The sequence below is a fragment of the Comamonadaceae bacterium M7527 genome, from assembly GCA_021044545.1.
Classification (GTDB): domain Bacteria; phylum Pseudomonadota; class Gammaproteobacteria; order Burkholderiales; family Burkholderiaceae_C; genus RS62.
Genome location: CP087990.1, coordinates 821,575 through 847,952, shown reverse-complemented (window position 1 = coordinate 847,952; position 26,378 = coordinate 821,575). Strand labels below are relative to the sequence as shown.

Here is a 26,378-nt window from a genome sequence, read left to right as displayed (position 1 = left end):
CCAAAGGCCTTACAGAGCAGGTAGGCCACGCAGACCACGGTGGTCAAGTAGCCAGCGCGGCCATTGTGTCGGCGGCTGACATGGCATTTGAGCAAGCCGGCGACGACGCACTCGTGCGCGCGCGCAGTTTTGCACAGCCTTTGCTGGCCAACGAGACAATGGCTTCTGGCGAGAACGTACTTGCCCACGCCAGCGCGGTAGCGGCTATTTTGCGCACCATTGGCGGCTCTGAGGCCATGCAAGCCGCAGCCTATTTGGTGTACGCGTGCGCCCACTTGCAGCGCCCGCGCGAGGTGATTGCGCGCGCCTTTGGTGACAGCTACGCAGACCTGGCCGTTGAGGTCAACAAGCTGATTCATCTGCAGCGCCAGGCGCGACTGCAAACACCGGGTGCTTTGGTGGGCAAGGCGATCACGCCCACCAGCGAGTTGGCCACAAGCTTGGCGCTCAACCAAACTGAAAACGTGCGCAAAATGCTGCTGGCGTTTTCTCGCGACTTACGTGTGGTGATGTTGCGCCTGGCATCGCGTTTGCAAACACTGCGCTACTACGCGGCAAGCAAAACCACGCCAGATTTTTCGGTGGCGCAAGAGGCTTTAAATGTGTTTGCCCCCCTGGCCAACCGCTTGGGTATTTGGCAGATCAAGTGGGAAGTGGAAGACCTGGCCTTTCGCTTTTTAGAGCCTGTAACCTACAAACAAATTGCGCGTTTGCTGGATGAAAAACGCGGCGAGCGTGAGGTGTACATGGCCGCCGCTGTGCAACATGTGCAGACCGCTTTGCGAAAGCAAGGTGTCGATGCGCAGGTCTCGGGGCGACCCAAACACATTCACAGCATTGTCAAAAAAATGCGCGGCAAGTCGCTGGATTTTGATCATGTGTTTGACATCCGCGCCTTGCGCATCGTCGTGCCAGACGTGGACGCTTGCTACACCGCCTTGGCGTATGTGCATCAGCAATACGTGCCCATTTTGGAAGAGTTTGACGACTACATTGCCAAGCCCAAGCCCAATGGTTACCAGTCGCTTCACACTGTTGTGCGCGATGCTGACGGCTTGACCATGGAGATTCAAATTCGTTCTAGTGGTATGCACGAGCATGCTGAGAGCGGTGTGGCCGCACACTGGGCTTACAAGGAGGCAGGGACCAAAGGCTACTCCGGTGTGAGCGCCAGCTCTGCTACGACGGCAAAATTGCAGTGCTGCGCCAGCTGCTGGCTTGGGAGCGCGACATGAGTGGCGCTGCCAGTGGCTTGTTTGACGACCGCATTTACGTACTGACCCCCAACGCCGCAGTAGTGGAACTGCCCAAAGGCGCCACACCCATAGACTTTGCCTACGCGGTGCACACCAATGTAGGCCACCGCTGCCGGGGTGCGCGGGTGGATGGAGCCATGGTGCCGCTGACCACCGCGTTGCAAAACGGCCAAACCGTAGAAGTGGTCACCGTCAAGGAAGGTGGGCCATCACGCGATTGGCTCAACCCCAACAACGGCTATTTGGTCAGCTCACGGTCTCGCAGCAAGGTGCGGGCGTGGTTCAACGCGCTTGCCGCAGCCGAGAACGTGGCCAAAGGCCGCGAGTTGGTGGAAAAAACGCTGCAACGTGAAGGCAAGACCGCCACCAAGCTGGAAGACTTGGCCCAGCAGTTGGGCTTTGATAGTGCTGCCCAGTTGTTTGAAGTGGTTGGCAAAGACGAGTTCTCTTTGCGCGCCATTGAAGCTCAGCTGCGTCCAGCTGAACCAGAGCCTGAGTTTGACGAAAAACTGCTGGCCAAGACCAATGCAGATAAAGCCGCCAACAAGCCGGCACGCGGCGGTGTGTTGGTGGTGGGCGTGGACTCATTGCTGACGCAAATGGCAAAGTGCTGCAGGCCTGCACCGCCAGACGCCATAGGTGGTTTTGTGACCAAGGGGCGGGGCGTGAGCATTCACCGCGCCAACTGCGCTGATTTTTTACACCTCACCCGCACACACGGCGACCGCATTATCGAGGTGACTTGGGGCGGACAAAAAGTCGGTGAGGTCGCGCTGTACCCTGTTGATGTGCGCATTGAGGCACAGGACAGATCTGGCTTGCTGCGCGACATATCCGATGTGTTTGCCCGTGAAAAAATGAATGTCATAGGCGTGAACACCCATTCCCCCAAAGGCTTGGCGCAAATGACGTTTACCGTGCAAATTTCAGATGCCAAGCGCTTGAACAAGGTCTTGGGTTTGCTGGCCGATGTCAGTGGCGTGCGCAGTGCCAAGAGGCATTAGTGGCAAGAATTGCGTTGGCGTATTGCTTAAATGAGCGTGGGCCCAGTTTTTGTTCCATAAATATGTGCGCCTATTCAACAGACAGCTTTGGCTACTGCTATAATTTGGGGCTACGCTAAATACAGCGCAGGCGGTTAGCTCAGTTGGTTAGAGCACCACCTTGACATGGTGGGGGTCGCTAGTTCGAATCTAGTACCGCCTACCACACACAAACCCCAGTATTGCTTGGCATAAGCCAAGTGCTACTGGGGTTTTTTATTGCCTGGCAGTTGTGGCTGCCAGAGTGGCTAAGCCGATTTGACGCTTGCCAGCGCCTCGTCCATGCTGATTTGCTGGCTACCCGTTTCTTGGGGCAGCAAGCGGTCTTCCCAGCGAATCAGGCTCAATGTGCCGTTGTGGTCTTCTGCCAATGCGCTGAGGCTTTCAACCCAATCACCATCGTTGCAGTAGGTCAAGCCGTCTATGTCGCGTATTTCTGCGTGGTGTATGTGTCCGCATACAACGCCCTGAAAGCCTCTCTTGCCGGCCTCTTGGGCCACAGCAATTTCAAAGCTTGTGACGTAGCTTACGGCTTTTTTAACGCGCAGCTTTAGGTAAGCTGATAGCGACCAGTAAGGCATGCCCAAGCGACGACGCAGGCGGTTGAGCCAGCGGTTTACGCTTAGCGAGAAGGTATACAAGGTGTCACCTGTATAGGCCAGCCACTTGGCACACTGTATGACACCGTCAAACTCGTCGCCATGAATGACCAGTAATTTTTGTCCGTCCGCTTTGGTGTGCACGGCTTCTTTTTCAATGGCGATATCGCCAAAGTTGTGCTCCACAAATGGGCGCATGAATTCATCGTGGTTGCCGGGCACAAAGGTTACTTTGCAACCTTTGCGTGCCTTGCGCAAAATTTTTTGAACCACATCGTTGTGTGCCTGTGGCCAGTACCAACGTTTGCGCAGCTGCCAGCCGTCAATGATGTCTCCAACCAGGTACAAATAGTCGGCTTCATTGTGTTTAAAAAATTCCAGCAACGCCTCGGCTTGGCATCCCTTTGTGCCCAGGTGAATGTCTGAGATGAACAAGGCTCTGTGGTGTGTGATGGTTGTCATGGTGCTTGAAGATGTTGCGAAGTCTCAGTGATTGACTAGCAGATGGTTGCAAGCTTTTGTGACAGATATGCGGCAGGACTGACGCACAGATGCAACGTCATACAAGTTTCACAAAAACGTCACCAAAGATTCATGTTGGGTTACCACCATTGCGGCACAACTACTTGGAGTGCTTTCATGAAAATTGCGGTGATAGGTGCGGGTTACGTTGGCTTGGTGACTGCTGTTTGCCTGGCTGAAGTTGGGCATGATGTGATGGTCGTGGACCAGGATTTGGGGCGCATTACATTGCTGCAAGCGGGCTCTGTGCCCATACATGAGCCAGGCCTGGATGTCATGGTTCAGCACAACGCAGCGGCTCACCGCTTGCAATTCACGGCTTCTTTGCAGCGTGCCGTGGAGCACGCGCAAGTTGTCTTCATTGCTGTGGGAACACCACCCATGGAAGATGGCTCGGCAGATATGCGCCACGTGCTGCAAGCGGCCACAGACATTGCACGCGTTATGACCAGCTCCAAAGTGGTGGTCAACAAGTCAACCGTGCCAGTAGGTGCTGCGCAGTTGGTGGAGCAAACCATTGCAGGCGTGTTGTGTGAGCGACAAGTGGATCACAACGTACACGCTGCTGTGGTCTCAAACCCTGAGTTTTTGCGCGAAGGCGATGCGATTGACGACTTTTTACACCCTGACCGTGTGGTCATTGGTGTGTCAGCGAACGAGGCTGGCTTGCGAGCCAAGGCCTTGATGGGCGACATCTATAAACCCCTGGTCAAGCGCCCGGAGCAGATCATGTGGATGGACACGGCCAGCGCAGAGCTCACCAAGTACGCCGCCAATGCCATGTTGGCCACACGTATTTCCTTTATGAACGAAATGGCCGCGCTGGCTGGCCATGTGAATGCGGATATTGACGCCATTCGACGTGGCATAGGCAGCGATAAGCGCATAGGCCCCAGCTTTTTGAAAGCAGGAACCGGTTACGGCGGCAGCTGCTTTCCAAAAGATACACACGCACTGGCCCATTCTGCCAAGCTGCGAGGCCTCGACATGCACATTGTTGAAGCCACAGAGCGTGTGAACAATGCCCAAAAATCAGTGCTGTTGCCACACATTCGTCGATTGGTTGCAGATGATTTGCGCGGTGTTACCTTGGCGATGTGGGGTTTGGCATTCAAGCCCAATACCAATGACATGCGTGAAGCGCCCAGCCGAGTGGTGATTAAAGCGTTGCTGGAAAAGGGTGCGCGGGTGCGCTTATACGATCCTGTTGCCATGAATGAAGCCAAGCGCGTGTTGCAAGCAGACATGGGCGTGGCAGCAGAAATCCACCCTGGCATCTCATTTGTGGACAGTGCGCTGGATGCCTTGCATGGCGCTCATGCCTTGGTCGTGATGACAGAGTGGGAGGAGTTTCAAATGGTGAGTCTGGACCGCATCAAAGCTTTGTTGCGCCAACCCGTGGTGATTGATGGCCGCAACATCTTTGCGCCTGAGCGTATGCAGCAAGCGGGCCTGGTATACCAAGGTGTTGGCAGGCGCAATGCACTGGCCCAAGCTGCTGGTGGCTCAACAACAAGTTTGCCAGGATCCGCTGTCAACATATCGGCGGCTTGATGCACAGAGAACCCAAGCCAACGCTTGGCGCGATGGCTTGGGCGGGCACTTGCTCAGCGTGACGGAGGGTTACACCTGCGGTGCTGTGCCGTAGTCGGTGTGGGTTCCAATGCGCTGGCTGGGGCCTGTGTGTGAGGTGCGCAGTAGCTCTAGCCATGTGTCTTGCACCTGATTCACAATGGCGTCCCAAGCCATGCGCTGCGTGCTGGCGTTGGCGTTGCTGCGCAGCTTGTGTCGCAGGGCTGTATTGGTGGCCAGTTCCACAGCGTTTGTTATAAAGTCTTGCGGCTTGTCGATAGCGGCCACCAAGCCATTGTCTTGGTGGACGATGAGTTCGCTGGCGGCGGCGTAATCAAATGCGCTGATTGCCAGGCCGCTTGCAGCAGCCTCCAGCGTAACGTTGCCAAAGGTCTCGCTCAAGCTCGGAAATAAAAATACGTCTGCGCTGGCGTAGTGTTGTGCCAGGGCCTCGCCCGTTTGAAAGCCCGCCATGATGGCAAACGGACACTGCTGCTGAAAGCCTTGCCTTGCCGGGCCGTCTCCAACCACGACCAACGAGACATCGGGGTTGGCGTTGCGCATGGCGTGTGCCGCCTGTACCAATAGCGGCAAGTTCTTTTCTGTGGCCAAGCGCCCAACAGACAGCGCCACGGGTTGATTGCCCCGTACCCCCCACGATTGGCGAAGCTCAGCGCTGCGTTTGCTGGGGTTGAACAGCGTAGTGTCTACGCCGCGAGCGACCACTTGCAGGCGCTCAAAGTCGCGTTGGCTGAGTTCGTCGCGCAACTTGGCGGTGGGCACCATGGTGGCATCGCACAGGTTGTGAAAGCGTCGCAAATACGCACCAATGGGCTTTTTGAGCCAAGCCATGCCGTAGTGGCGGCTGTAGGTGTCAAAGTTGGTTCGAAAGTCACTGGTCACGGGCAGCTTGAGCTTGCGCGCCACTTTGAGTGCAGACCAGCCCAATGGCCCTTCGGTTGCTATGTGAACCAGATCAGGCCGATTGACTTGCCAGTTGGCCATTAGCAATTTTCTAGCAGGCGCGCCCAAACGCAAGTGCGGATATTTGGGAATGGGAAACCCCTTGGTCAGCAATGGCGCAAAGCCGTCTTGAATGGCGGCCTCTGTGTCCACTGTTTGTCGTGGGCGCACCAGTTGAATGTGGTGGTTGTTGGCGCGCAAGCCATGCACCAAACGGTGCAAGGTGATGGCTACACCGTTGACCTCTGGTGGGTAGGTCTCTGTCACCAACGCCAGGCGCAATGAACGGGACACCGCTGGAAATGACTCCAACAGTACGGCAGGGTCTTGGTCATGGTTCATGTTGGCAATGGTTGCAGTGCAACATGACGAGCTTGTGACAGCTGCTGCATATTATTTATGACAAACCGACGTTGTCACAGAGGTTTCACATAACAGCGACAAGATGGCGGCACTGAAGCAGTGGCCAGCGCTACATTGGCGCACGCGCTCAGGGCCTAGCAGGTAGCCATGTGGTGGCTGCTTTGCTTGTATCAACGACTATGCAGAGCCAGAAGAGGTATTGAGCAAATGAAAACATTTATCGACGATTTGCGTGTGCAGCGATGGGACGATCACCGCTATTACCACCACAGCCGCATCAATCAATCGTTGCATCTGGTTAGCGCCATGAGTTTTTTGGCTTCCTACGTGTTGCTGTTCAGCAACCCAGCGGTTGCTGCATTGCTGGCGTGGTTGGTGTCCATGACATCACGTCAAGCCGGTCATTTTTTCTTTGAGCCCAAGGGCTATGACGAAGTCAATCAAGCCACTCACGAACACAAAGAAGATATCAAAGTGGGTTACAACTTGCGCCGCAAAGTGATACTGATGGCGATTTGGGCTGCATCACCGGTTGCCTTGTATTTGTCGCCCAGCTTGTTCGGTTTATTCGATGCACCGCAAAACTGGCAGGCTTGGATGTTGAACTTGGGCAGCATCTGGTTGGTGGTAGGTGTAGGCGGCTTGTTGTTTCGCATGTGTCACTTGTTCTTTATCCGTGACGTGCCAACCGGTTTGGTGTGGGTCGCCAAAATCCTCACCGACCCATTCCATGATGTAGGGCTGTACCACAAGTCCCCGTTTTATCTGATGCGAGGCCAGTTGATAGACCCCACGATTGGTCACCACCGCCCAGCGTAAGTCAGTCTCTTCAAATGAAAGCCGCCGTCTTTATGACGGCGGCTTTTTTGTGGGGCAGTGAAACCCCTTTGTAGTGCTCTGGGTCTGCAGTTACACAACAGCTTGAAACAGGCGTGGCCATTTGGCATGCAGCATCTCTCGCATGACGCGCTTGCGAATGGCTTTGGGGGTTAGGTCGGCATGTGTCCACCACCAACCGTCTTGTTGCATGCGTGCGCCAGCGGCTAAAAACGCGTCTGTAACGCGCTGCATTTGTTGGTCTGTAAAACTCAGGTTGAAAATGAGCCGGCCAGTGCCTATCCAGCTCAACGCCAAACCTTGGTCGCGCAGGTAGTACTGCATGAGCCAGTGGTAGCGGCTGGGTATGGTGTAGTCAATGGTCCAAATGGTGCTCATGTTGGTGGCTTTAATGGGCACCTTGGCCGATTGCATGGCGGCGTTGAAGTCTGCGCACCGCTTGTCCCAGGTGGCATCGAGTTGAGCGTATGTTTGTGCTACCTCTGGTTGTTGCACGTGACTTAAAAAGCGGTGCATGGCTGCCATCACGTGAGGGTGGGCATTGAAGGTGCCGCGTGCAAAACAGATATCCCCAGGCTTGTCGTCTTTGTAGCGCCGCATATAGGCTTTTTTGCCGCAGACCACGCCGACTGGGTAGCCGCCGCCCAAGGTCTTGCCGTAACACACCAAGTCTGCTTGCACGTTGAAGTAGCTTTGTGCACCACCCAGCGCCAGCCTAAAGCCAACAAACACCTCGTCCATGATCATGACAATGCCGCGCCGTGTGCATACGGCACGCAGGTCTTGTAGCCACTTTGTATAGGCCGCACGGTCGTAGCGCGCCTGTCGGCTGCCGTCTATGAGCGTGGAGTCGCCGGGCGCATTCTTGTTGGGGTGCAGTGCCTGCACCGGATTGATGACCACGCAGGCAATGTCTCGGCGGGTGGACAGTACTTGCAAGGTGCGCTGTGACATGTCTTTGAGCGTGTACGTGTTGTGCACGGCTGTGGGGTTGCCGGGTCCAGGCTGCGCGTCATCCCACCACCCGTTGTAAGCGCCAGCGAACCTTACCAACTTTGCTTTGCCTGTGTGAAAACGCGCCAAGCGCACCGCCTGCATCACAGCTTCCGTGCCAGACATGTGAAAGGAGACCTCGTCCATACCCGAGATGTCTTGCAGCCACTGCAGTGTTTCCAGTATCTGCGGCTGATAGCCACCCAGCGTGGCACCCAAGGGGGCTGCCATGGTGGCGGACTGTGCCATGTTGACCTTGTAGAACTCGCTGCCCAGCACATTGACGCCGTAAGAGCCTGTGACATCTAACAGGCGATTGCCGTCGAGGTCAATCAGCTCATTGCCGTCAACACCGGCCCAAAAACTGCCGGTTTTCAGGTGTTGCATGGCCGACAGCCGAAACTGAAAGGGCACGCGGTTGCGGCCCGTGAGCTGCAAGTCTGACAGGGTGTTGCGCGCCCTGGTCGTGGCGGCAATTGATAAAGGTGCTTTGGCCTGCAAGTGCTCAGCCAATACCGCAAAGCCTTGCTGGCGCTGGCGTGCCACGGCAGCTGGCGCACCGTCTGCGTTAAAAAGCGCATCGCCGTCAATGCCATAGCTGGGCACCAAGCGTCCCAACTTGCGCGCCATCTTGACATGGCCGCTTAGCGACATGGCCTTGGCTGCAGACAGCTCCAAGCGCTGTTTGATGGATGGAGCCGCTGCGAGTACCACTGCAGCACCGGTTGCGAGTGCGATAGACATGTCACAAACCTTTCATTTATGTGTCACAGACTCTAGGCCCAGCGTTTGACAATTTGATGAAACGCCTCCTTTGTAGTGCTCCACATGTCCACACCTTCTTGGCGAACGCGCCTTCTTCTCAACGAAGACCTCAATTTTTTATTGACCAACCGCATACCGCGCATGACTGCGACGCGTGCCGTAGGTTGGCTCAGCCACATCGAAAGTCCTGCGTTGGCACGACTGCTTATTTGGGTGTGGAGCCGTTTTACCCAGCTTGACTTGAGTGAATCCAAACAGCAGCAGTTCAGCAGCATGCACGCATGCTTTACACGCGAGTTGGTTGACGGCGCAAGGCCTGCAGATGCGCGTGCCAATGTGTTGTGCTCACCCAGCGACGGCATTGTGGGCGCGTGTGGGCGCATTGATGACACCACAGTGTTGCAGGCCAAGGGCTTTTCATATGAGTTGCGCGACCTTGTCGGTAGTGACGACACAGCGCAGCGCTTTGCTGGTGGGCGCTATATCACCTTGCGTTTGACGTCGGCGATGTACCACCGCTTTCACGCACCAGCATCTATGCAGGTAACGGGTGTGGACTACATCAGCGGTGATACCTGGAACGTGAATCCCATTGCGCTCAAGCGCGTTGAGCGACTGTTTTGTAAAAACGAGCGGGCGGTTGTGCATTGCAGGTTGCGTGACAGCGGGCTGGATATGGCTTTGGTGCCGGTAGCGGCGGTGCTGGTAGCCAGTATTCGCCTGCATTTTGCCAACGTCTTGCTGCACTTGCGTTACAAGGGCCCCAACCACATTCCATGTACGGCAACGCTTGAAAAAGGCCAGGAAATGGGGTGGTTTGAGCACGGCTCCACCATCATCGTGTTGCTGCCAGATGCTGTGAGCCTGGCGCCCGGTATTGAAACCGGGCAGCACGTCAAGGCTGGTCAGGCTTTGGCACTCGTTAGCCCCACATAGCCCTTGGCAGGTGGGTCATTGCAAGGCCTGTCAGACTTCTTACAATAGCGGGTTACCCCACAATGGGGCAAGTGCCCAAGCTTTTCTAGAAGGTCTACCGTGCCAGCTGCCAAAAAAACAACTAAAAAAGCCACATCTGGGGCTGCCACAGCACAGGCTGAGGTAGCCGCACGGGTTATCAAGAAATACCCCAACCGCCGTTTGTACGACACCCAAAGCTCGGCCTACATCACCTTGTCGCAAGTGCGTGAGTTTGTGATGAGCGGCGAGGTCTTCGCCGTGCGCGACGCCAAAACCAACGAAGACTTGACGCGCAGCATTTTGCTGCAAATTATTTTGGAAGAAGAAAGCGGCGGCGTGCCCATGTTCTCCGAGGCCGTGCTGGCCAACCTCATTCGGTTTTATGGTCACGCTATGCAGGGTTTTGTGGGCGGCTACCTTGAAAAAAATATGCAGATGTTCACCGATTTGCAGCAGCGTATGCAGGGTCAGTCCCAAGCGTTGTCGCCTGAAGCTTGGCAGCAAATGCTGGGCGGCGGCGCACCCGCCAGCATGCAGGACTTGATGACCAACTACACAGAGCAAACCCAAACTGCGCTCAAAACCATGCAAGAGCAAATGCAAAAGCAGGGCGAGCAAATGTGGGCGGCCATGGGCCTTAAGCGCTAAACCAAACAACCAAAAGCAACATGATTGACGCACCAACCAACACATCACCCAAAGTAGGCTTTGCCAGTTTGGGTTGTCCCAAAGCGCTCACTGACTCAGAACTGATACTCACGCAATTGAGTGCAGAGGGCTATCAAACTGCGAAGACGTTTGAGGGCGCAGACTTGGTGATTGTGAACACCTGTGGCTTTATTGACGACGCGGTTAAAGAAAGCCTGGACACCATTGGCGAGGCCTTGGCCGCTAACGGCAAGGTCATTGTGACGGGGTGCCTGGGTGCCAAAACAAGTGATGACGGCGACAACTTGGTACAGCAGCTCCACCCGTCGGTGCTGGCTGTGACAGGCCCGCATGCCACGCAAGAAGTGATGGACGCGGTGCACAAACACTTGCCCAAGCCGCACGACCCGTTTACCGACCTGATACCGCAGCGGGCTGTTAACTCGATTGAGGGTGTGGGTATCAAACTCACGCCGCGCCATTACGCTTACCTCAAAATCAGCGAAGGCTGCAACCACCGCTGCACGTTTTGCATCATCCCGTCCATGCGCGGTGACTTGGTGAGCCGCCCCATTGGTGATGTACTGACCGAGGCCAAAAAGCTGTTTGAAGGCGGCGTTAAAGAGTTGTTGGTGGTGAGCCAGGACACCTCTGCCTATGGCGTGGACACCAAGTACCGCACTGGCTTTTTTGACGGCAAACCTGTGAAAACGCGCATGTTTGACTTGGTGCGCGAGCTGGGCGAAATTGCCAAGCCTTTTGGTGCCTGGGTGCGCCTGCACTACGTCTACCCCTATCCACACGTGGACGAGGTCATACCGTTGATGAACGAAGGCCTGTGCCTGCCTTATTTGGACGTGCCGCTGCAGCACAGCCACCCCGATGTGCTTAAGCGCATGAAGCGACCAGCCAGCGGCGAGCGAAATTTGGAGCGTATTCAAGCGTGGCGCGAACAGTGCCCGCAGTTGATAGTGCGCAGCACTTTTATTGCAGGCTTCCCCGGCGAGACCGAGCAGGAGTTTGAGCACTTGCTGGACTTTGTACGCGAAGCCAAAATTGACCGCGCGGGCTGTTTTGCTTATTCACCCGTCACCGGGGCCAAAGCCAACGAACTAGACGGTGCATTGCCTGATGAGGTGAGGGCCCAGCGCCAAGCCCGCTTTATGGCGGTAGCGGAAGACGTGTCACGCCAGCGCCAGGAAGCGCGCGTTGGCCAAACCGTCCAAGTGCTGGTAGACAAGGCGTTGAGCCTTGGTAAAAAAGGCGGCGTTGGCCGCAGCTATGCTGAAGCACCTGAAGTGGACGGCGTCATCAACTTGCTCCCCGTTGAAAAGGCCAGCAAAACCTACAAAGTGGGTGATTTGGTGAAGGCAACCATAGTGGCGGCCAATGGTCACGACTTGGCAGCACAAGTGGTGTAAGCTGGCATTTGTGTTGATCAACGTTTACTCACCAGCCATAGCACGCACACCATGTAGCCCAAGCGCACCCTGGGTGCGGCTTGGCCTGTTGAATGACCGGTTGCAGCGCCGCGGCGCTGAAGACCCCATGAAAAAAGCCACTGGTTTGCTTCAAACCAGTGGCTTTTTTGTTTGTTTGTTAAGCTTTCGCTTACCAACTTTGGTGCCCAAGAGAGGACTCGAACCTCCACGCCTCGCAGCGCTAGTACCTGAAACTAGTGCGTCTACCAATTCCGCCACCTGGGCATCTCAGGAAAGACGTGAGTATATCACGCAGTAAATCAAAAAATATGAACAACGACGAAATAGAGGGCGTGGTCAGCGGCCACCGTGATGGACACGGCTTTGTGGTGTGCGATGGCGCGCAGGGTGACATCTATCTGCCTGCCAACGAAATGCGCGCTGTGCTGCACAAAGACAGGGTGCGCGTTCGCATTGCCCGCACAGACAGGCGCGGCAGGCCTGAGGGCCGTGTTGCTGAAATTATTGAGCGATCCAAAGACCCCATCATTGGGCGTTTGCTCAATGAAGCCGGCATTTATTTGGTGGCGCCCGAGGACAAGCGCTATGGCCAAGACGTGTTGGTGAGCAAAAACGCCATTGGCGCAGCCCAGGTAGGGCAGGTGGTGGTGGTTGAGCTGACCGAGCCGCCAGCGCTATACGGCCAACCTGTTGGGCGCATCAAGGAAGTGCTGGGCGAGATAGACGACCCTGGCATGGAAATAGAAATAGCTGTGCGCAAGTACAGTGTTCCGCATGAGTTCTCGGATGAGTGCTTAAAGCTTGCCAAAGGCCTGCCGGACAAGGTGCGCCCGGCTGACAAAAAAGGCCGTGTAGATCTAACCGATGTGCCATTGGTCACCATAGACGGTGAAGACGCACGCGACTTTGACGATGCGGTGTACTGCGAGCCGGCCAAAGTTGGTCGGGGCAAGGGTTGGCGCTTGTTGGTGGCTATTGCCGATGTGAGCCACTACGTGCAGCCTGGCAACGGCATTGACGTGGATGCGTTTGAGCGCGCTACCAGTGTGTATTTCCCGCGCCGCGTCATACCCATGCTGCCCGAAAAATTGTCTAACGGCTTGTGTTCACTCAACCCCGAGGTTGAGCGTTTATGCATGGTGTGTGACATGCTGATTACGGCCAGCGGTGATGTGCACGCCTACCAGTTTTACCCCGCGGTGATGTTCAGCCATGCACGATTCACTTACACCGAAGTGGCTACCATTTTGCAAAACACGCGCAGCCACGAAGCCTTGCAGCGCGGCGATTTGGTGCCGCATTTACTCAACCTGCATGATGTGTACAGAGGCTTGCTGCAAGCCAGACAAAAGCGTGGAGCGGTTGACTTTGAAACCGTTGAGACACAGATTATTGCCGACGACACAGGCCGCATTGAGCGCATTGTGCCGCGCACACGCAATGATGCGCACAAGGTCATTGAGGAGGCCATGTTGGCCGCCAACGTCTGTGCGGCAGAGTTCATTGCACAGAGCAAGCACGCCGGTATTTTCCGCGTGCACGAAGGCCCACCCGCCAACAAGCTGGAAATACTGCGTAATTACCTGAAGGCCATGGGGGTGACACAAACCCTGGGTGACAACCCCAAGCCCGGTGACTACCAAGCCATTGCCCAAGCGACCAAGGACAGGCCTGAAGCCAAACAAATTCACACCATGCTGCTGCGCTCAATGCAGCAAGCCATTTACACGCCTATCAATAGTGGCCACTTTGGCTTGGCGTTTGAGGCCTACACCCACTTCACTAGCCCAATCAGGCGCTACCCAGACTTGATGGTGCATCGCGTGATCAAGGCGGTGTTGACCGAGAAGAAATACCAGCTGCCCGACAGCTTGCTCACCATGAAGGTACCGCCCGCGCGCAAAAAGCCGCCGGGTGCAGCACCGGACAAGCCCAAAAAGCCCTTGACAGGCCAAAACCTGGCGTGGGAGATGGTGGGCCTGCATTGCAGCGCCAACGAACGCCGCGCCGATGAGGCCAGCCGCGACGTGGAGGCGTGGCTTAAGTGCAAGTACATGCGTGAGCACTTGGGCGAGGAGTTCACAGGCCAAGTCAGCGCAGTGACCAGCTTTGGCTTGTTTGTGACGCTGGATGCCATGTACGTTGAAGGCCTGGTGCACATGACTGAGCTGGGTGGTGACTTCTTTCGCTTTGACGACATGCGCCAAGAGTTGCGTGGTGAACGCACGGGCATACGCTACGCCTTGGGCACGGTAGTGAACATTCAGGTCAGTCGCGTGGACTTGGATGGCAGACGCATAGACTTTAGGTTGGTCAGACCTGAAGGCGAGCCTGGTCGCGGCTTTGAGGCGGGTGCGCGTGATGACAGCCGGTCAAAGGGTAAGCGTGGGGCACGCGGTGGCCGGGATGGGCAAGGCGCAAGCAGCCGGGTCGATACCGCCGCAGCCCCAAGCGCGAGCGCCTCTGGTGTGGCCAAGCCCGGCGCAGGCAAGGTCACACAGCCCAGCAAGTCAGCCAAAGCGGTGCGAGGCAAACGTGCCAGCAAAGGCAGCAAGCCCGTACCCAGCAAAGCACCCAGCAAAAAAGCGCGCAGAGGCTAGGCGGGCGTAGTCGGCGCCGCTCGTGTAAAAATACAACGCAACAACCATTCGGAGACGCTTTGTGCACGCCTTGTTCTTTGTTATTGATTTGCTGGCTTTTGTATTGATTGGCGCGTGTTTGCTGCGCGCGTGGATGATTGCCAGCAGCATGACCATGGTCGTGCAGCCAGGGCGTTTTGTGGTGGCGGTGACAGACTGGCTGGTACAGCCGCTGCGTCGCATGTTGCCGCGCGGCATGTCACTGGGGCGTTGGGACGGCGCCTGTTTGTTGGCCGCACTAATCATGGCGTTTGCCTACGGTGGCTTGTGGACGGCAGCGGCCTTGTCCACCGCCAGCGGCGATATATCGGGTGCCGTGATGCTGGCCGCTGTACCCGTGGCGGCATTCAAAATGCTGTTGCGTGTGGTGTTGCAAGGCTTGTTTTACCTGCTGTTGATGTACGCTGTGTTGTCCTGGGTGCAGCCGCAGTCGCCGGCCTACGGCGTGTTGTCCCGCTTGCTTGAGCCGGTGTTGTCGCCATTTCAGCGGGCCATCCCGCGCATTGGCGGTGTGGACTTGTCGGCGCTGTTGTTGATGCTGGTGTTGCAGGTGCTGCTGGGCTTTGTGGCCTAAATAACGGCCTCGACCAGTTGCTTGGCAATACCAAGCACCTGCCCATCTTGGCCCCGGCGTTGCCACAGCATCAGGCCCACAGGTAGCTCGTCGCCCTTGTGGCATGGCACGCTGATGGCGCAGCCGTCTAAAAAATTCACAACGGATGGGTTGCGCAGCAACTGCGCGTTCACTTTAAAAAACATCTCATCATGCTGCGCCCCGGGCGCTACATCGGCAATGGCTGGCGCCGTTATTGGCACTGTGGGGCCCATCATGGCGTCAACACTTTGCAGCATGGGTTGTACGCTGGCAACAAGGGAAGCCCGGCGCTGCTGCATCACGATGTAGTCGGCTGCAGTGGCGGTTTGGCCAAGCGCTATGCGCTTGACTACGCGCGGGTCGTATTGCGCCTGGTGAGTGGCCAGCCATTCGCGGTGCAAGCCGTAAGCCTCAATGGAGGCCAGCGGGTGCTGGCTTTGAATGTGAGCGATCTCGCTGAAGCAGTCGCTGTCAATGTTGATGAGGGTTACACCGGCGCTGCGCAATGCGTTGAGGCTGCGCTGCCAGGCCGTTTGCACCGTGGCGTCCAAACCGTCTTGCATATGGCTGCTGCAAATGCCAAGGCGCAGGTGGTTCAGCGGCTTGGCCCAGTGCGCCACGCTCTGGTCACTGAGCACTTGGTGCACAGCAATGGCTTGGTCTACGGTTTGAGTAATGGCGCCTGTCGTGTCCAGGCTGGTCGACAGCGGGTACGCACCTGTCAGGGGCACCAGGCCAGCGCTGCCTTTAAAGCCCACCAGGCCGCACAAGGCCGCAGGTATACGCAGTGACCCACCGGTGTCTGAACCCAAGCCAATGTCGGCAATGCCCAGACCCACAGACACCGCCGCGCCACTGGACGAGCCGCCGGGTATGCGGGGCGTTGTGGTGTCAGCTGGGTTGGTGGGTGTGCCAAAGTGCGGGTTCACGCCTACGCCTGAAAAGGCAAATTCAGTCATATTGGTGCGTCCCACCACCACAGCCCCGGCTGCTTTTAGTCTGGCAACGGCGGGTGCGTCTTGCTGGGCAGGCGGCAAATGGGCTCTTGTGCTTGAGCCCGCCCCAGTGACCTGGCCGGCAACGTCAAACAAGTCTTTCACGCTCAAGGTCCAGCCAAACAGCGCAGGTGTGGGCCGCTGGTGCTGTGTAGCGTGGTGCATCAGTGCCAAGCGGGCATCGTCTGCATCGACCCGCAGCATGGCGTGCGCTGCTGCGGGGCTTGCGGCTTTTGCCAGTGCGGCCTCTAGGTGGGCAAAGGCAGGGTGCTCGCGCATGCTGGTGCTGGCTGTTGTCGTCATAGGTGCTTGAAATATGGCTATAATCGAATGGCTTTGCTACTGGTGCCCTGAGTTATGGGGTGACCCGCAGTACAGCTTAATCGCAAACTCGCTCAAACAGGTGTCTGCGCAGCGTCAATCGGCTCATTAACAGGGACTGATTGTGTTGTTCAGATTAAGGCGAGCTTTAAGACCCAACCTTTTTAGGAAAATACCATGTCAGTCACTATGCGTGAAATGCTGGAAGCCGGTGTGCACTTTGGCCACCAAACCCGCTTCTGGAACCCCAAAATGGCCCAATACATTTTTGGCCATCGCAACAAAATTCACATCATCAACCTGGAAAAGTCACTTCCAAAAATGGAAGAGGCTTTGAAGTTTGCGCGCCAGTTGGCAGCCAATGGCGGCAACATTTTGATGGTGGGCACCAAGCGCCAGTCACGTGACATCGTGATGGAGCAAGCCGAGCGCGCTGGCGTGCCGTTCGTGACCCAGCGTTGGTTGGGTGGCATGTTGACCAACTTCAAAACGGTCAAGACATCTATCAAGCGCCTCAAAGAAATGCAGACCCAGCAAGAGGGTGGCCTGGATCACATGAGCAAAAAAGAGCAGCTCACATTCTCTCGCGAGATGGAAAAGCTCGAGCGCGATATCGGTGGCATCCAGGATATGGCTGCATTGCCAGACGCCATCTTTGTGATCGACGTGGGCTACCACAAGATTGCTATTTCCGAGGCGCGCAAGCTTGGTATTCCATTGGTTGGCGTGGTTGACTCCAACCACTCACCAGAAGGCATCGACTACGTGATTCCCGGTAACGATGACTCTTCCAAGGCTGTTGCTTTGTACGCCAAGGCCATGGCTGACGCCATCATTGATGGCCGCGCAAACGCCAACACCCAAGCGCAAAAAGCCGCTGCCACCAAGGGTGAAGACGAGTTTGTCGAAGTGCAGGACGAGGCCAAGGCCTAATCGCCCTTGACTTGATTGAAAGGGGCTTTGTGCCCCTTTTTTGTAACTAACGTATTGACGGGTGGCCTTTGTACAGGCCCCATGACTGGAGAAAACAAATGGCTATTACTGCTGCAATGGTTGGCGAATTGCGCGCCAAAACAGACGCCCCCATGATGGAATGCAAAAAGGCTTTGACAGAAGCTGAAGGCAACATGGAGCGTGCAGAAGAAATTTTGCGTGTCAAACTGGGCAACAAGGCCGGCAAAGCGGCCAGCCGCGTGACGGCTGAAGGCGTTGTTGCCTGCTTCATCGAAGGTGGCGCCGGTGCCATGATCGAAGTGAACTGCGAAACAGACTTCGTGACCAAAAACGACAGCTTCCTGGCCTTGTGCAACGGGGCCGCCGAGCTGGTCGCCAAGCACAACCCTGCCGACGTTGAAGCCTTGGGCGCATTGCCTTACACCATCGACGGTTTTGGCCCCACGCTGGAAGACGCTCGCAAAGGCCTGATCGGCAAAATCGGCGAAAACATGTCTTTCCGTCGTATCAAGCGCGCCGAAGGCAATGTCACCAGCTACGTGCACGGTGGTCGCATTGGTGTGTTGGTTGAGTACACAGGCAGCGAAGAAGCAGCCCGTGACGTGGCGATGCACATTGCCGCGATGAAGCCTGTGTCATTGACATCTGCCGACGTGCCTGCTGACCTGATTGCCAAAGAGCGCTCAGTTGCCGAAATCAAGGCGACAGAGTCTGGCAAGCCTGCCGAGATTGCCACCAAAATGATAGAAGGCGCTGTTGCCAAGTACCTCAAAGAGGTGAGCTTGATGGACCAGCCTTTCGTGAAAAACGACAAGCAGACCATTGCGGCCATGTTGAAAGAGGCTGGTACGACTGTCAGCGCATTCACCATGTACATCGTGGGCGAAGGCATAGAGAAAAAGGTAGACGACTTTGCAGCCGAAGTGGCCGCACAAGTTGCTGCTGCAAAGGCTGGCGCTTAAGTTGTAAGCGCCACCTTGTGGGTTGCCGTGTGCAACCCGCACCCCCGGGTTTGCCAAGCGGTTTGGTAAATGCGGGTTTTTAATTGTGTACAACGCAAACCAGTCAAAGGACAAAACCATGGCAGCTTACAAGCGCATCTTGTTGAAATTGTCGGGTGAGGCTTTGATGGGTGACGATGCGTTTGGCATCAACCAGGACACCATCCGCCGCATGGCTGCCGAAGTGGCCGAAGTCACCCGAATGGGTGTGCAAGTGGCCATAGTCATTGGCGGGGGCAATATCTTCCGTGGTGTGGCGGGTGGCTCTGTGGGTATGGACCGCGCCACAGCCGATTACATGGGCATGTTGGCCACGGTCATGAATGCCTTGGCGTTGTCTGACACCTTGGACAAGGCTGGTGTGGTGGCACGTGTGATGTCGGCTATCAGCATTGAGCAAGTGGTTGAGCCCTACGTACGCCCCAAAGCGCTGCAATACCTCGAAGAGGGCAAGGTGGTTATTTTTGGTGCGGGAACCGGCAATCCGTTCTTCACAACCGATACAGCTGCGGCATTGCGCGGTGCGGAAATCGGCGCAGAAATGGTGCTGAAAGCCACCAAAGTAGACGGCGTGTACACCGCAGACCCTGCCAAAGACCCCAGCGCAACGCGCTATGCAACCGTCAGTTTTGACGAGGCCATGGCCAAAAACCTGCAAGTGATGGACGCCACTGCATTTGCGCTGTGCCGCGACCAAAACTTACCGATTAAAGTATTCAGTATTTTGAAAGACGGTGCGCTCAAGCGCGTTGTGAGCGGCGAAGACGAAGGCACACTGGTGCACGTTTAAGCGCTTTAAAACATCTAGGAGAGACACACTCATGGCAAGCTTGGAAGAGATTAAGCCTAACGCAGAGCGCAAAATGGGCCAATCCATTGAATCATTCAAATCGTCTTTGCAGCGCGTGCGCACTGGCCGTGCCAACCCACAGCTGCTGGACGTGGTGGAAGTTGACTATTACGGCTCCATGCTGCCATTGTCGCAAGTGGCCAACTTGTCGCTGCTGGACGCACGTACGATTGGCGTAGCACCCTGGGAAAAGGGCATGGCGCCCAAAATTGAAAAAGCCATACGCGACTCTGACCTGGGTTTAAACCCGGCCTCACAGGGCGACCTCATTCGTGTGCCCATGCCCGCCATGACTGAAGAGCGCCGCAAAGAGCTCACCAAGGTGGTGCGATCAGAGGGCGAAGACGCCAAAATCGCGATTCGCAATTTGCGCCGAGACGCCAACGAAGCGGTCAAGCGTTTGGTCAAGGAAAAGCTCGCCAGTGAAGACGACGAGCGTCGCCAGGCTGATGAGATCCAAAAGCTGACCGATAAGTACATTGCCGAGGTCGACAAGTTGGTCGAGAGCAAAGAGGCTGACATACTGGCGGTTTAAACGCCTACTCATAAAACGGGCGCCTGGCGCCCGTTTTTACATGCAAGACGTAACACGCCACCAGCGCAATACTTACAAAAAAGAGGACGCCGTGCTCATACCCCGCATCATCACCGCCGTTGTGCTGTTGGCCCTGTTGTTACCGGCGCTATTTGCCAGCGATGCCAGCTATTTTGCTGCCATCACGCTGGTGCTGATTGCCGCCGGTTGTTGGGAATGGGGGCGGCTAAACGGTGCGTCTTCTGTGGTGTCCGGCGTGGCCGGTGCTGCCATAGGCGCAGCCTTGGCATACGTGTGGTGGCTCGCGCCGCAATTGTTGCCGGAGCATGCAGGTGTGATGCGCGGTTTGTGGCTGCTGTGCGCAGGCGCTTGGGTGTTGGGGTCTGCTTGGCTGATTCGTGTTGGCCTGAGCCGCTGGTCCAACTCCAGTGCCGCTGCGCGCTTGCTGATTGGCTGGGCCTTGCTGTCGCTGACCTGGCTGGCTATGGCCAGCGCCCACCAGACGGGCATCAACTTTCTGCTGTCGCTGATGGTGCTGGTGTGGGTGGCTGATGTGGCTGCTTATTTTGGTGGGCGCGCCTGGGGCAAACGCAAGTTGGCAGCGGCCATTAGCCCCGGCAAAACGTGGGCAGGGGCCTTTAGTGGTGCGGCTGCGGTCATGGTGTTGGCCTTTGTATGGGTGTGGTTTGATGCCCACTACGTCACGGATAGCGCCAGCATTTACACCCATTTGTTAGAGCGCTCACCAGTGCTGCTGGTGGTGGGTGTGTTGTGGCTGACGTGCATGGCTGTGGTGGGTGATTTGGTGGAGTCCCTGGTCAAACGCTGTGCGGGCGTTAAAGACTCAAGCGGTCTGTTGCCAGGGCACGGCGGTGTGCTTGATCGCGTTGATGCGCTACTGCCCGTGTTGCCACTGGGCATGATGTTGGTGACGGTTTGAAACCACTATGACTTCTGCAAAAAAACAAATCACGGTATTGGGCAGCACTGGCTCTATTGGTACCAACACACTGGACGTGATAAGCCGCAACACCGACGCGTTTGAGGTGTATGCCTTGTGCGCAGCCACGCAGGTGGATCTGATGGTTCAGCAGTGTGCGACCTTTAAGCCGAAATTCGCCGTAATGGCGGATACACAGGCTGCAAAGCGACTGGCTGAGCGGCTAAGCAGCGAAGGCTTGTCAACGCAAGTGCGCACTGGTGAGGCTGCCATGTGTGAGGTCAGCGCGGCGCCTGAAGTAGACATGGTGATGGCGGCTATCGTGGGCGCTGCGGGCTTGGCACCTTGTCTGGCTGCAGCCCATGCGGGTAAGCGTTTGCTGCTGGCCAACAAAGAGGCGCTGGTTGTAGGCGGTGGTTTGTTTATGCAGGCAGTTGCCACAGGCGGCGCGACGTTGCTGCCCATAGACAGTGAGCACTCTGCCATTTTTCAGGCGCTGCCTGAAGACGCCAGCACGTGGAGCAGGCGTATTGAAAAAATCATACTCACGGCCTCTGGAGGGCCCTTTAGAACACGCGACCCGAGCACATTGCGCGACGTCACACCTGCGCAGGCGGTTGCGCATCCCAATTGGGTAATGGGCCGCAAAATCTCGGTTGACTCGGCCACCATGATGAACAAGGCATTAGAGGTGATAGAGGCGCATCATTTATTTGGTGCTGCCCCTGAGCGTCTGGACGTGGTGATACACCCGCAAAGTGTGGTGCACTCCATGGTGCAATTCAACGACAGGTCTGTGGTGGCGCAGCTTGGCACGCCCGATATGCGCGTGCCTATTGCCTACGGTTTGTCTTGGCCAGAGCGTATGACCAGTGGCGCGCAGGCCATGGACTTTGCCAGTATGGCCAGCCTCACATTTGAAGTGCCAAGCCCTGAGCGCTTTCCGGGGTTGTTTTTGGCATGGGACGCCTTGCGTGGCCCCGCTGGCAGCACCGCTGTGCTCAACGCGGCCAACGAGGTGGCCGTTGAGGCGTTTTTAAACGAGCGCATACGTTTTGACCAGATTGTTGCCGTCAACCAGGCAGTACTGGGCATGAGCAACAGCATCAAGGCCAGCAGCGTAGACGCTTTGCTTGAGCTGGATGCGCAAAGCCGTGCCAAAGCCAGCGAGTTGGTGGCGCAGTGGTCTGGCAACGCGGCGCAGGTATAAGACTATGTTGACCTTATTGGCTTTCGCTGTGGGAATGGGCGCACTCATTGCGTTTCATGAGTTTGGTCATTACCGTGTCGCACGGTGGTGTGGCGTGAAGGTGTTGCGATTCTCTATTGGTTTTGGCAAGCCACTGGTGAAGTGGCGCAAAAGCCCGGACGACACCGAGTTTGTGCTGTGTTTGCTCCCGCTGGGAGGTTATGTGCAAATGCTGGATGAGCGCGAAGACAAAGTGGCAGCCGATCAGCGGCACTTGGCGTTTAACAACCAGTCCTTGGGCAAGCGCGCGGCTATTGTGGCGGCTGGCCCTGTTGCCAATGCATTGTTGGCAGTGTTGCTGTACGCCTGCGTGCAGTGGTGGGGTGTGCAAGAGCAGCAAGCCATATTGAGCCAACCGGCCGCGGCCAGTTTGGCTGCGCAAGCAGGTTTGCGTGCCGGAGACCATGTGCGCGAGGTTCGCTCAGTGGGGGCGGATACCGGCCAGGCAGTGCGTTCATTTCAGGCGCTGCGATGGGAGCTCAGCCAAGCGGTCTCAGCCGGAGTGGATTTGGAGCTGGGCGTGGCCAGCAGCGCCGATGCCACGTTGTCCCCATTGCGCTGGTATGCGCTGAACATCTCCAGGCTGCCCAGCAAGGAGCCCAGTGCTCAGACCTTTAACGCCCTGGGTATTACGGTACCGTTTATGCAGGCCGATATTGGCCAAGTGGTCGCTGGTGGCGCAGGCGCTGCTGCCGGTTTGCAAATGGGGGACCAAGTGTTGAGCATTGATGGCGAGCGTGTTGTTGATGCGCAGGCCCTGCGCCAGCATATTCAAAGCCGTGTTGATGCCGCTGGCAATGCGTTGGCGCCTCAGGTGTGGCTGGTGCAACGGGGTGAGCAAACGCTTGAGTTGGCAGTGCAGCCCCAGCCTTACCTGCTGGATGCCCAGCAAGTCCAGGCTGTTGGCTTGGCTGAAGGTGCGCAGAATCACATTGGCCGAATAGGCGCTTATGTGGGCGCGCTGCCAGAGAGTTTTCTGGTGCGTGCTGGCCTGTTGGAGGGCTTGGCGCAGGGTGCGGCCAAAGCTTGGGATGTGGCCGCCATGTCGCTGCGCATGTTGATGCAAATGGTCATGGGTGAGGCGTCACTGTCCAATCTAAGCGGCCCCATTACCATCGCCGAGGTGGCAGGGCAGTCCGCCAGCGTGGGTTTGGGCGCTTATTTAACCTTTCTGGGCCTTATCAGTGTGAGCCTGGCCGTACTGAATTTGTTGCCAATCCCGGTCTTGGACGGTGGACACCTGATGTATTATCTTTGGGAGTGGGTTACAGGAAAACCGGTTACGCCTCAATGGATGGCGGGCTTGACCCGAGGTGGCATGGCGGTGCTGTTTGCACTAATGGCCGTGGCACTATTTAATGACATCGCCCGCATCGCGAGCAGTTAAGCAAAAGTCCTCATGACATATTCTTTAGTAAAGGCCATTGCGGCAAGTGCCCGTGGCATTTATGTAGCCGCCGCGCTGTGCATTGTGGCCACAACAGCTGGCGTCATCAGTACACCCGTGTGGGCCGTTGCATCTTTCAAGGTGGCCGATATCCGCGTTGAGGGTTTGCAACGCGTTGAGCCAGGCACCATTTTCGCGTCGCTGCCCTTTAAAACCGGCGACGACTACACAGACGACAAAGCCAGCGCAGCCATTCGCTCGTTGTTTGGCCTGGGCCTTTTTAACGACGTGCGCATAGAGCTGCAAGGCAACGTGGTGGTAGTGGTGGTGCAAGAGCGCCCAACGGTGGCCGACGTAGACTTCACAGGTATCAAAGAGTTTGAGCCAGCCGTGCTGCAAAAAGCACTGCGCGACGTAGGCTTGGCCGAGGGCCGTGCCTTTGACAAAGCCTTGGCCGACCGCGCCGAGCAAGAGCTCAAGCGCCAATACATCAATCGCGGCATGTACGCGGTGCAAGTGGTCTCAACCGTCACGCCTATTGAGCGCAACCGCGTGAACGTGAATTTTTCTGTGGTTGAGGGTGGCGTGGCCACCATCAAGGAACTACGCATCGTAGGCGCGCAGGCTTTCCCTGAGGCCGAGCTCACAGACTTGTTCAGCCTGGACACTGGCGGCTGGATGAGCTGGTACACCAAGTCCAACCGTTACGCCAAGGCCAAGCTCAATGGCGACTTGGACACCTTGCGCTCGCACACCTCACACGCGGCTTTATTGAGTTCAAAATTGACTCCACGCAGGTGGCCATCACGCCCGAGAAAGATGAAATCTCCATCGTGATCAACATCACCGAGGGCAACCGCTATGTGGTTTCAGGCGTGCGCCTGGACGGTGACTACCTGGGCAAAGATGAAGAGTTTGCAAGAAAGGTCACGATTGAGGCCGGCAAGCCCTACAACGTTGATCTGGTCAGCGAAACCACGCAGGCGTTCAAAGACTATTTCGGTGAGTTTGGCTACGCGTTTGCACGCGTAGAGGCGGTTCCCAATATTGACCGTGACAATGCACAAGTAGAGGTGGTGCTACAGGCCCAACCATCGCGCCGTGCCTACGTGCGCCGCATTGACATTGAGGGCAATGACCGCACACGGGACGAAGTCATTCGTCGTGAGTTCAGGCAAATGGAGTCCAGTTGGTACGACGGCAAACGCATTCGCCTGTCGCGTGATCGCGTAGACCGTTTGGGCTTTTTTACCGACGTTAGCGTGCAGCCACGCGAGGTGCCCGGCGCGCCAGACCAGGTGGACTTGTCCATGCGTGTGACCGAGCGTCCAACCGGCAACCTGTCTATTGGTGCGGGTTACTCACAGTCTGAAAAGCTGTCGTTTGTTGCTGGCATTCAGCAAGAAAACGTGTTTGGTACCGGCAACTACCTGGGCGTCAGCTTCAATACCAGCAAGTTCAACCGCGAGTTGTCGCTGACCACCACAGACCCCTATTTCACGTTGGATGGCATTTCACGCACCTTTGACGTGTCCTACGCCACGCAACAACCCCTGGACTCACAAGGCGGTGACTACTCCTTGGTGCGCAAAAGAGGCGCTGTGCGCTTTGGCGTGCCGTTTTCAGAGACCGACACGGTGTTTTTTGGTGCCGGTTTGGAGTCCACGTCACTGACTGTAGTCTCCGGGGCCACCATGCCTGATGCCTACCTGGGCTTTATCAATCAATTTGGTTCGCCGGCTACAGGGGTGCCGCTCACCGTGGGTTGGGCACGTGACGGTCGAGACAGTGCACTGGTGCCCTCGGAAGGCCGCTACCAACGCGTTAACGGAGAGTGGGGCATTGCTGGCGACACCAAGTACATCAAGGCAGACTATCAGTTTCAACAGTACTGGCCACTGACCAAAAAATACACCTTTGCCATCAATACAGAGTTTGGGCTGGGCAAGGGCCTGGGCGGACAGGACTTGCCTGTGTTCAAGAACTACTACGGTGGTGGCTTGGGCTCAATACGCGGTTTTGACCAAGGCACTTTGGGGGGCAAAAGCACGATTGCAGGCAGCACCAGTAACACCGCCAGCATCGGTGGTGACCGCTCAGTGCTGCTCAACGCCGAATTCATCGCGCCATTCCCCGGTGTTGGCAATGACCGCAGTTTGCGCATGTTTGCCTTTGTAGACGCCGGTAACGTGTACTGCAAACCTTCAACCTATGTGTTGTGCCCCAATAACTCGATACGCGCATCAAGTGGTGTGGGTCTGAGCTGGTTGTCGCCTGTTGGCCCATTGCGCCTGTCCTACGCCAGAGCCCTGCGCAAGCAGCCAACAGATAAACTCCAAACTTTCCAATTCCAAATCGGAACCAACTTCTAAATGATCCAATCAATGTTTAAACATGCTGCAGCCTTGGTCGCTACCAGCGCCTTGGCCCTGGCTATGGCTGGTAACGCGCTGGCGGCTGACTTTAAAGTGGGTTTTGTGAACACAGACCGCATTTTTCAAGAAGCGGATGCGGCCAAGACGGCACAAACCAAGCTGGAGGCCGAGTTTTCCAAGCGCCAAAAACAGCTGGAGGTGGCAGGTGATGCTGTGCAAGACGCCTCCAAAAAGCTGGAGCGCGATGCGCCCACGTTGTCTGAAACCCAGCGCATACAACGCCAGCGTGAATTGGTGCAGATGGACCAAGACTTCCAGCGGTCGCGCCGTGAATTTCAAGAAGACCTGGCCTTGCGCAAAAACGAAGAGCTGCAAAAGGTCTTGGAGTTGGCCAACAAGGTCATCAAAGGTGTTGCCAAGGCCGAGAACTACGACTTGATTTTGCAAGAAGCTGTGTACATGAACCCCAAGCACGACATCACCGAGCGCGTGCTGCGCGGCTTAAACGCAGCCAAGTAAGGCCAGGCAGGCGTGGTCAAAAGGGCTGATGCTGCCGCGCTCACGTCTGTCACGTTGG

General features: G+C 56.5%; 19 protein-coding genes, 2 tRNA genes and 2 pseudogenes. 18 read left to right on the top strand and 5 right to left on the bottom strand.

The features are described from left to right. The first annotated feature begins 80 nt into the window (after positions 1-80). Positions 81-2,260 (top strand): annotated as a pseudogene (locus LN050_04015) (bifunctional (p)ppGpp synthetase/guanosine-3',5'-bis(diphosphate) 3'-pyrophosphohydrolase). Positions 2,261-2,388: 128 nt separating this feature from the next. Then, positions 2,389-2,465 (top strand) — tRNA-Val (locus LN050_04010). Positions 2,466-2,547: 82 nt separating this feature from the next. Here LN050_04010 and LN050_04005 read toward each other — a convergent pair. Next, positions 2,548-3,360: a UDP-2,3-diacylglucosamine diphosphatase gene (locus LN050_04005; GenBank protein UFS57006.1), complete on the bottom strand. Its 813-nt coding sequence runs from the start codon at positions 3,358-3,360 to the stop codon at positions 2,548-2,550. A gap of 177 nt (positions 3,361-3,537) precedes the next feature. Between LN050_04005 and LN050_04000 the strand changes: the two genes are divergently transcribed. Next, the gene (locus LN050_04000) at positions 3,538-4,974 is read left to right on the top strand and encodes a UDP-glucose/GDP-mannose dehydrogenase family protein (protein UFS57005.1); all 1,437 of its coding nucleotides are present in this window, start codon (positions 3,538-3,540) and stop codon (positions 4,972-4,974) included. A gap of 69 nt (positions 4,975-5,043) precedes the next feature. On the opposite strand, the gene LN050_03995 is transcribed toward LN050_04000, so the two are convergent. Continuing rightward, positions 5,044-6,297 (bottom strand): glycosyltransferase family 1 protein, encoded by a 1,254-nt coding sequence (locus tag LN050_03995; protein ID UFS57004.1) that lies wholly within the window; start codon positions 6,295-6,297, stop codon positions 5,044-5,046. Between the two features lie 228 nt (positions 6,298-6,525). Here LN050_03995 and LN050_03990 point away from each other — a divergent pair, with 228 nt between their 5' ends. Beyond that, positions 6,526-7,137 (top strand): hypothetical protein, encoded by a 612-nt coding sequence (locus LN050_03990; protein UFS57003.1) that lies wholly within the window; start codon positions 6,526-6,528, stop codon positions 7,135-7,137. A 90-nt stretch (positions 7,138-7,227) separates the two neighbouring features. Here LN050_03990 and LN050_03985 read toward each other — a convergent pair whose 3' ends face one another. Beyond that, positions 7,228-8,892: an aminotransferase class III-fold pyridoxal phosphate-dependent enzyme gene (locus LN050_03985; GenBank protein ID UFS57002.1), complete on the bottom strand. Its 1,665-nt coding sequence runs from the start codon at positions 8,890-8,892 to the stop codon at positions 7,228-7,230. Between the two features lie 84 nt (positions 8,893-8,976). Here LN050_03985 and asd point away from each other — a divergent pair, with 84 nt between their 5' ends. The 3 genes from asd to rimO all read left to right on the top strand — a co-directional run bounded on the left by asd (position 8,977) and on the right by rimO (position 11,939). Continuing rightward, positions 8,977-9,849, top strand: coding sequence for an archaetidylserine decarboxylase (asd, locus tag LN050_03980; GenBank protein UFS57001.1), 873 nt, complete (start codon positions 8,977-8,979; stop codon positions 9,847-9,849). Between the two features lie 177 nt (positions 9,850-10,026). Further along, complete coding sequence (gene phaR / locus LN050_03975; GenBank protein ID UFS57308.1) at positions 10,027-10,518, top strand: polyhydroxyalkanoate synthesis repressor PhaR; 492 nt, start codon at positions 10,027-10,029, stop codon at positions 10,516-10,518. A gap of 20 nt (positions 10,519-10,538) precedes the next feature. Beyond that, complete coding sequence (gene rimO / locus LN050_03970) at positions 10,539-11,939, top strand: 30S ribosomal protein S12 methylthiotransferase RimO (protein ID UFS57000.1); 1,401 nt, start codon at positions 10,539-10,541, stop codon at positions 11,937-11,939. Between the two features lie 200 nt (positions 11,940-12,139). Here rimO and LN050_03965 read toward each other — a convergent pair. Beyond that, positions 12,140-12,224, bottom strand: a tRNA-Leu gene (locus LN050_03965). 44 nt (positions 12,225-12,268) lie between these two features. On the opposite strand from LN050_03965, the gene rnr reads away from it, so the two are divergent. Continuing rightward, positions 12,269-14,560: a ribonuclease R gene (rnr, locus tag LN050_03960; GenBank protein UFS56999.1), complete on the top strand. Its 2,292-nt coding sequence runs from the start codon at positions 12,269-12,271 to the stop codon at positions 14,558-14,560. Between the two features lie 61 nt (positions 14,561-14,621). Next, a complete protein-coding gene (locus LN050_03955) occupies positions 14,622-15,173 on the top strand; it encodes a YggT family protein (protein UFS56998.1) in 552 nt (183 codons plus the stop codon). Here the strand turns inward: LN050_03955 and LN050_03950 are convergent. Beyond that, positions 15,170-16,492, bottom strand: a complete 1,323-nt coding sequence (locus LN050_03950) for an amidase (protein UFS56997.1) — start codon at positions 16,490-16,492, stop codon at positions 15,170-15,172. The two genes, LN050_03955 and LN050_03950, sit on opposite strands and share 4 nt — an antisense overlap. A 195-nt stretch (positions 16,493-16,687) precedes the next feature. Between LN050_03950 and rpsB the strand changes: the two genes are divergently transcribed. The 9 genes and pseudogenes from rpsB (at position 16,688) to LN050_03905 (ending at position 26,320) form a co-directional block, all read left to right on the top strand. After that, positions 16,688-17,443: a 30S ribosomal protein S2 gene (gene rpsB / locus LN050_03945; GenBank protein ID UFS56996.1), complete on the top strand. Its 756-nt coding sequence runs from the start codon at positions 16,688-16,690 to the stop codon at positions 17,441-17,443. A gap of 98 nt (positions 17,444-17,541) precedes the next feature. Continuing rightward, positions 17,542-18,426, top strand: coding sequence for a translation elongation factor Ts (tsf, locus tag LN050_03940; protein ID UFS56995.1), 885 nt, complete (start codon positions 17,542-17,544; stop codon positions 18,424-18,426). 118 nt (positions 18,427-18,544) lie between these two features. Then, the gene (pyrH, locus tag LN050_03935; protein UFS56994.1) at positions 18,545-19,255 is read left to right on the top strand and encodes a UMP kinase; all 711 of its coding nucleotides are present in this window, start codon (positions 18,545-18,547) and stop codon (positions 19,253-19,255) included. A 31-nt stretch (positions 19,256-19,286) separates the two neighbouring features. Continuing rightward, positions 19,287-19,850, top strand: a complete 564-nt coding sequence (gene frr / locus LN050_03930) for a ribosome recycling factor (protein UFS56993.1) — start codon at positions 19,287-19,289, stop codon at positions 19,848-19,850. A 91-nt stretch (positions 19,851-19,941) separates the two neighbouring features. Then, positions 19,942-20,790: a phosphatidate cytidylyltransferase gene (locus LN050_03925; GenBank protein ID UFS57307.1), complete on the top strand. Its 849-nt coding sequence runs from the start codon at positions 19,942-19,944 to the stop codon at positions 20,788-20,790. A 7-nt stretch (positions 20,791-20,797) separates the two neighbouring features. Further along, positions 20,798-22,000: a 1-deoxy-D-xylulose-5-phosphate reductoisomerase gene (gene ispC, locus LN050_03920; protein ID UFS56992.1), complete on the top strand. Its 1,203-nt coding sequence runs from the start codon at positions 20,798-20,800 to the stop codon at positions 21,998-22,000. A gap of 4 nt (positions 22,001-22,004) precedes the next feature. Next, on the top strand, positions 22,005-23,426 hold the full coding sequence (rseP, locus tag LN050_03915) for an RIP metalloprotease RseP (GenBank protein UFS56991.1): 1,422 nt from the start codon (positions 22,005-22,007) through the stop codon (positions 23,424-23,426). 12 nt (positions 23,427-23,438) lie between these two features. After that, positions 23,439-25,798 (top strand): annotated as a pseudogene (gene bamA / locus LN050_03910) (outer membrane protein assembly factor BamA). A gap of 12 nt (positions 25,799-25,810) precedes the next feature. Further along, the gene (locus LN050_03905) at positions 25,811-26,320 is read left to right on the top strand and encodes an OmpH family outer membrane protein (GenBank protein ID UFS56990.1); all 510 of its coding nucleotides are present in this window, start codon (positions 25,811-25,813) and stop codon (positions 26,318-26,320) included. Positions 26,321-26,378 lie beyond the last annotated feature (58 nt).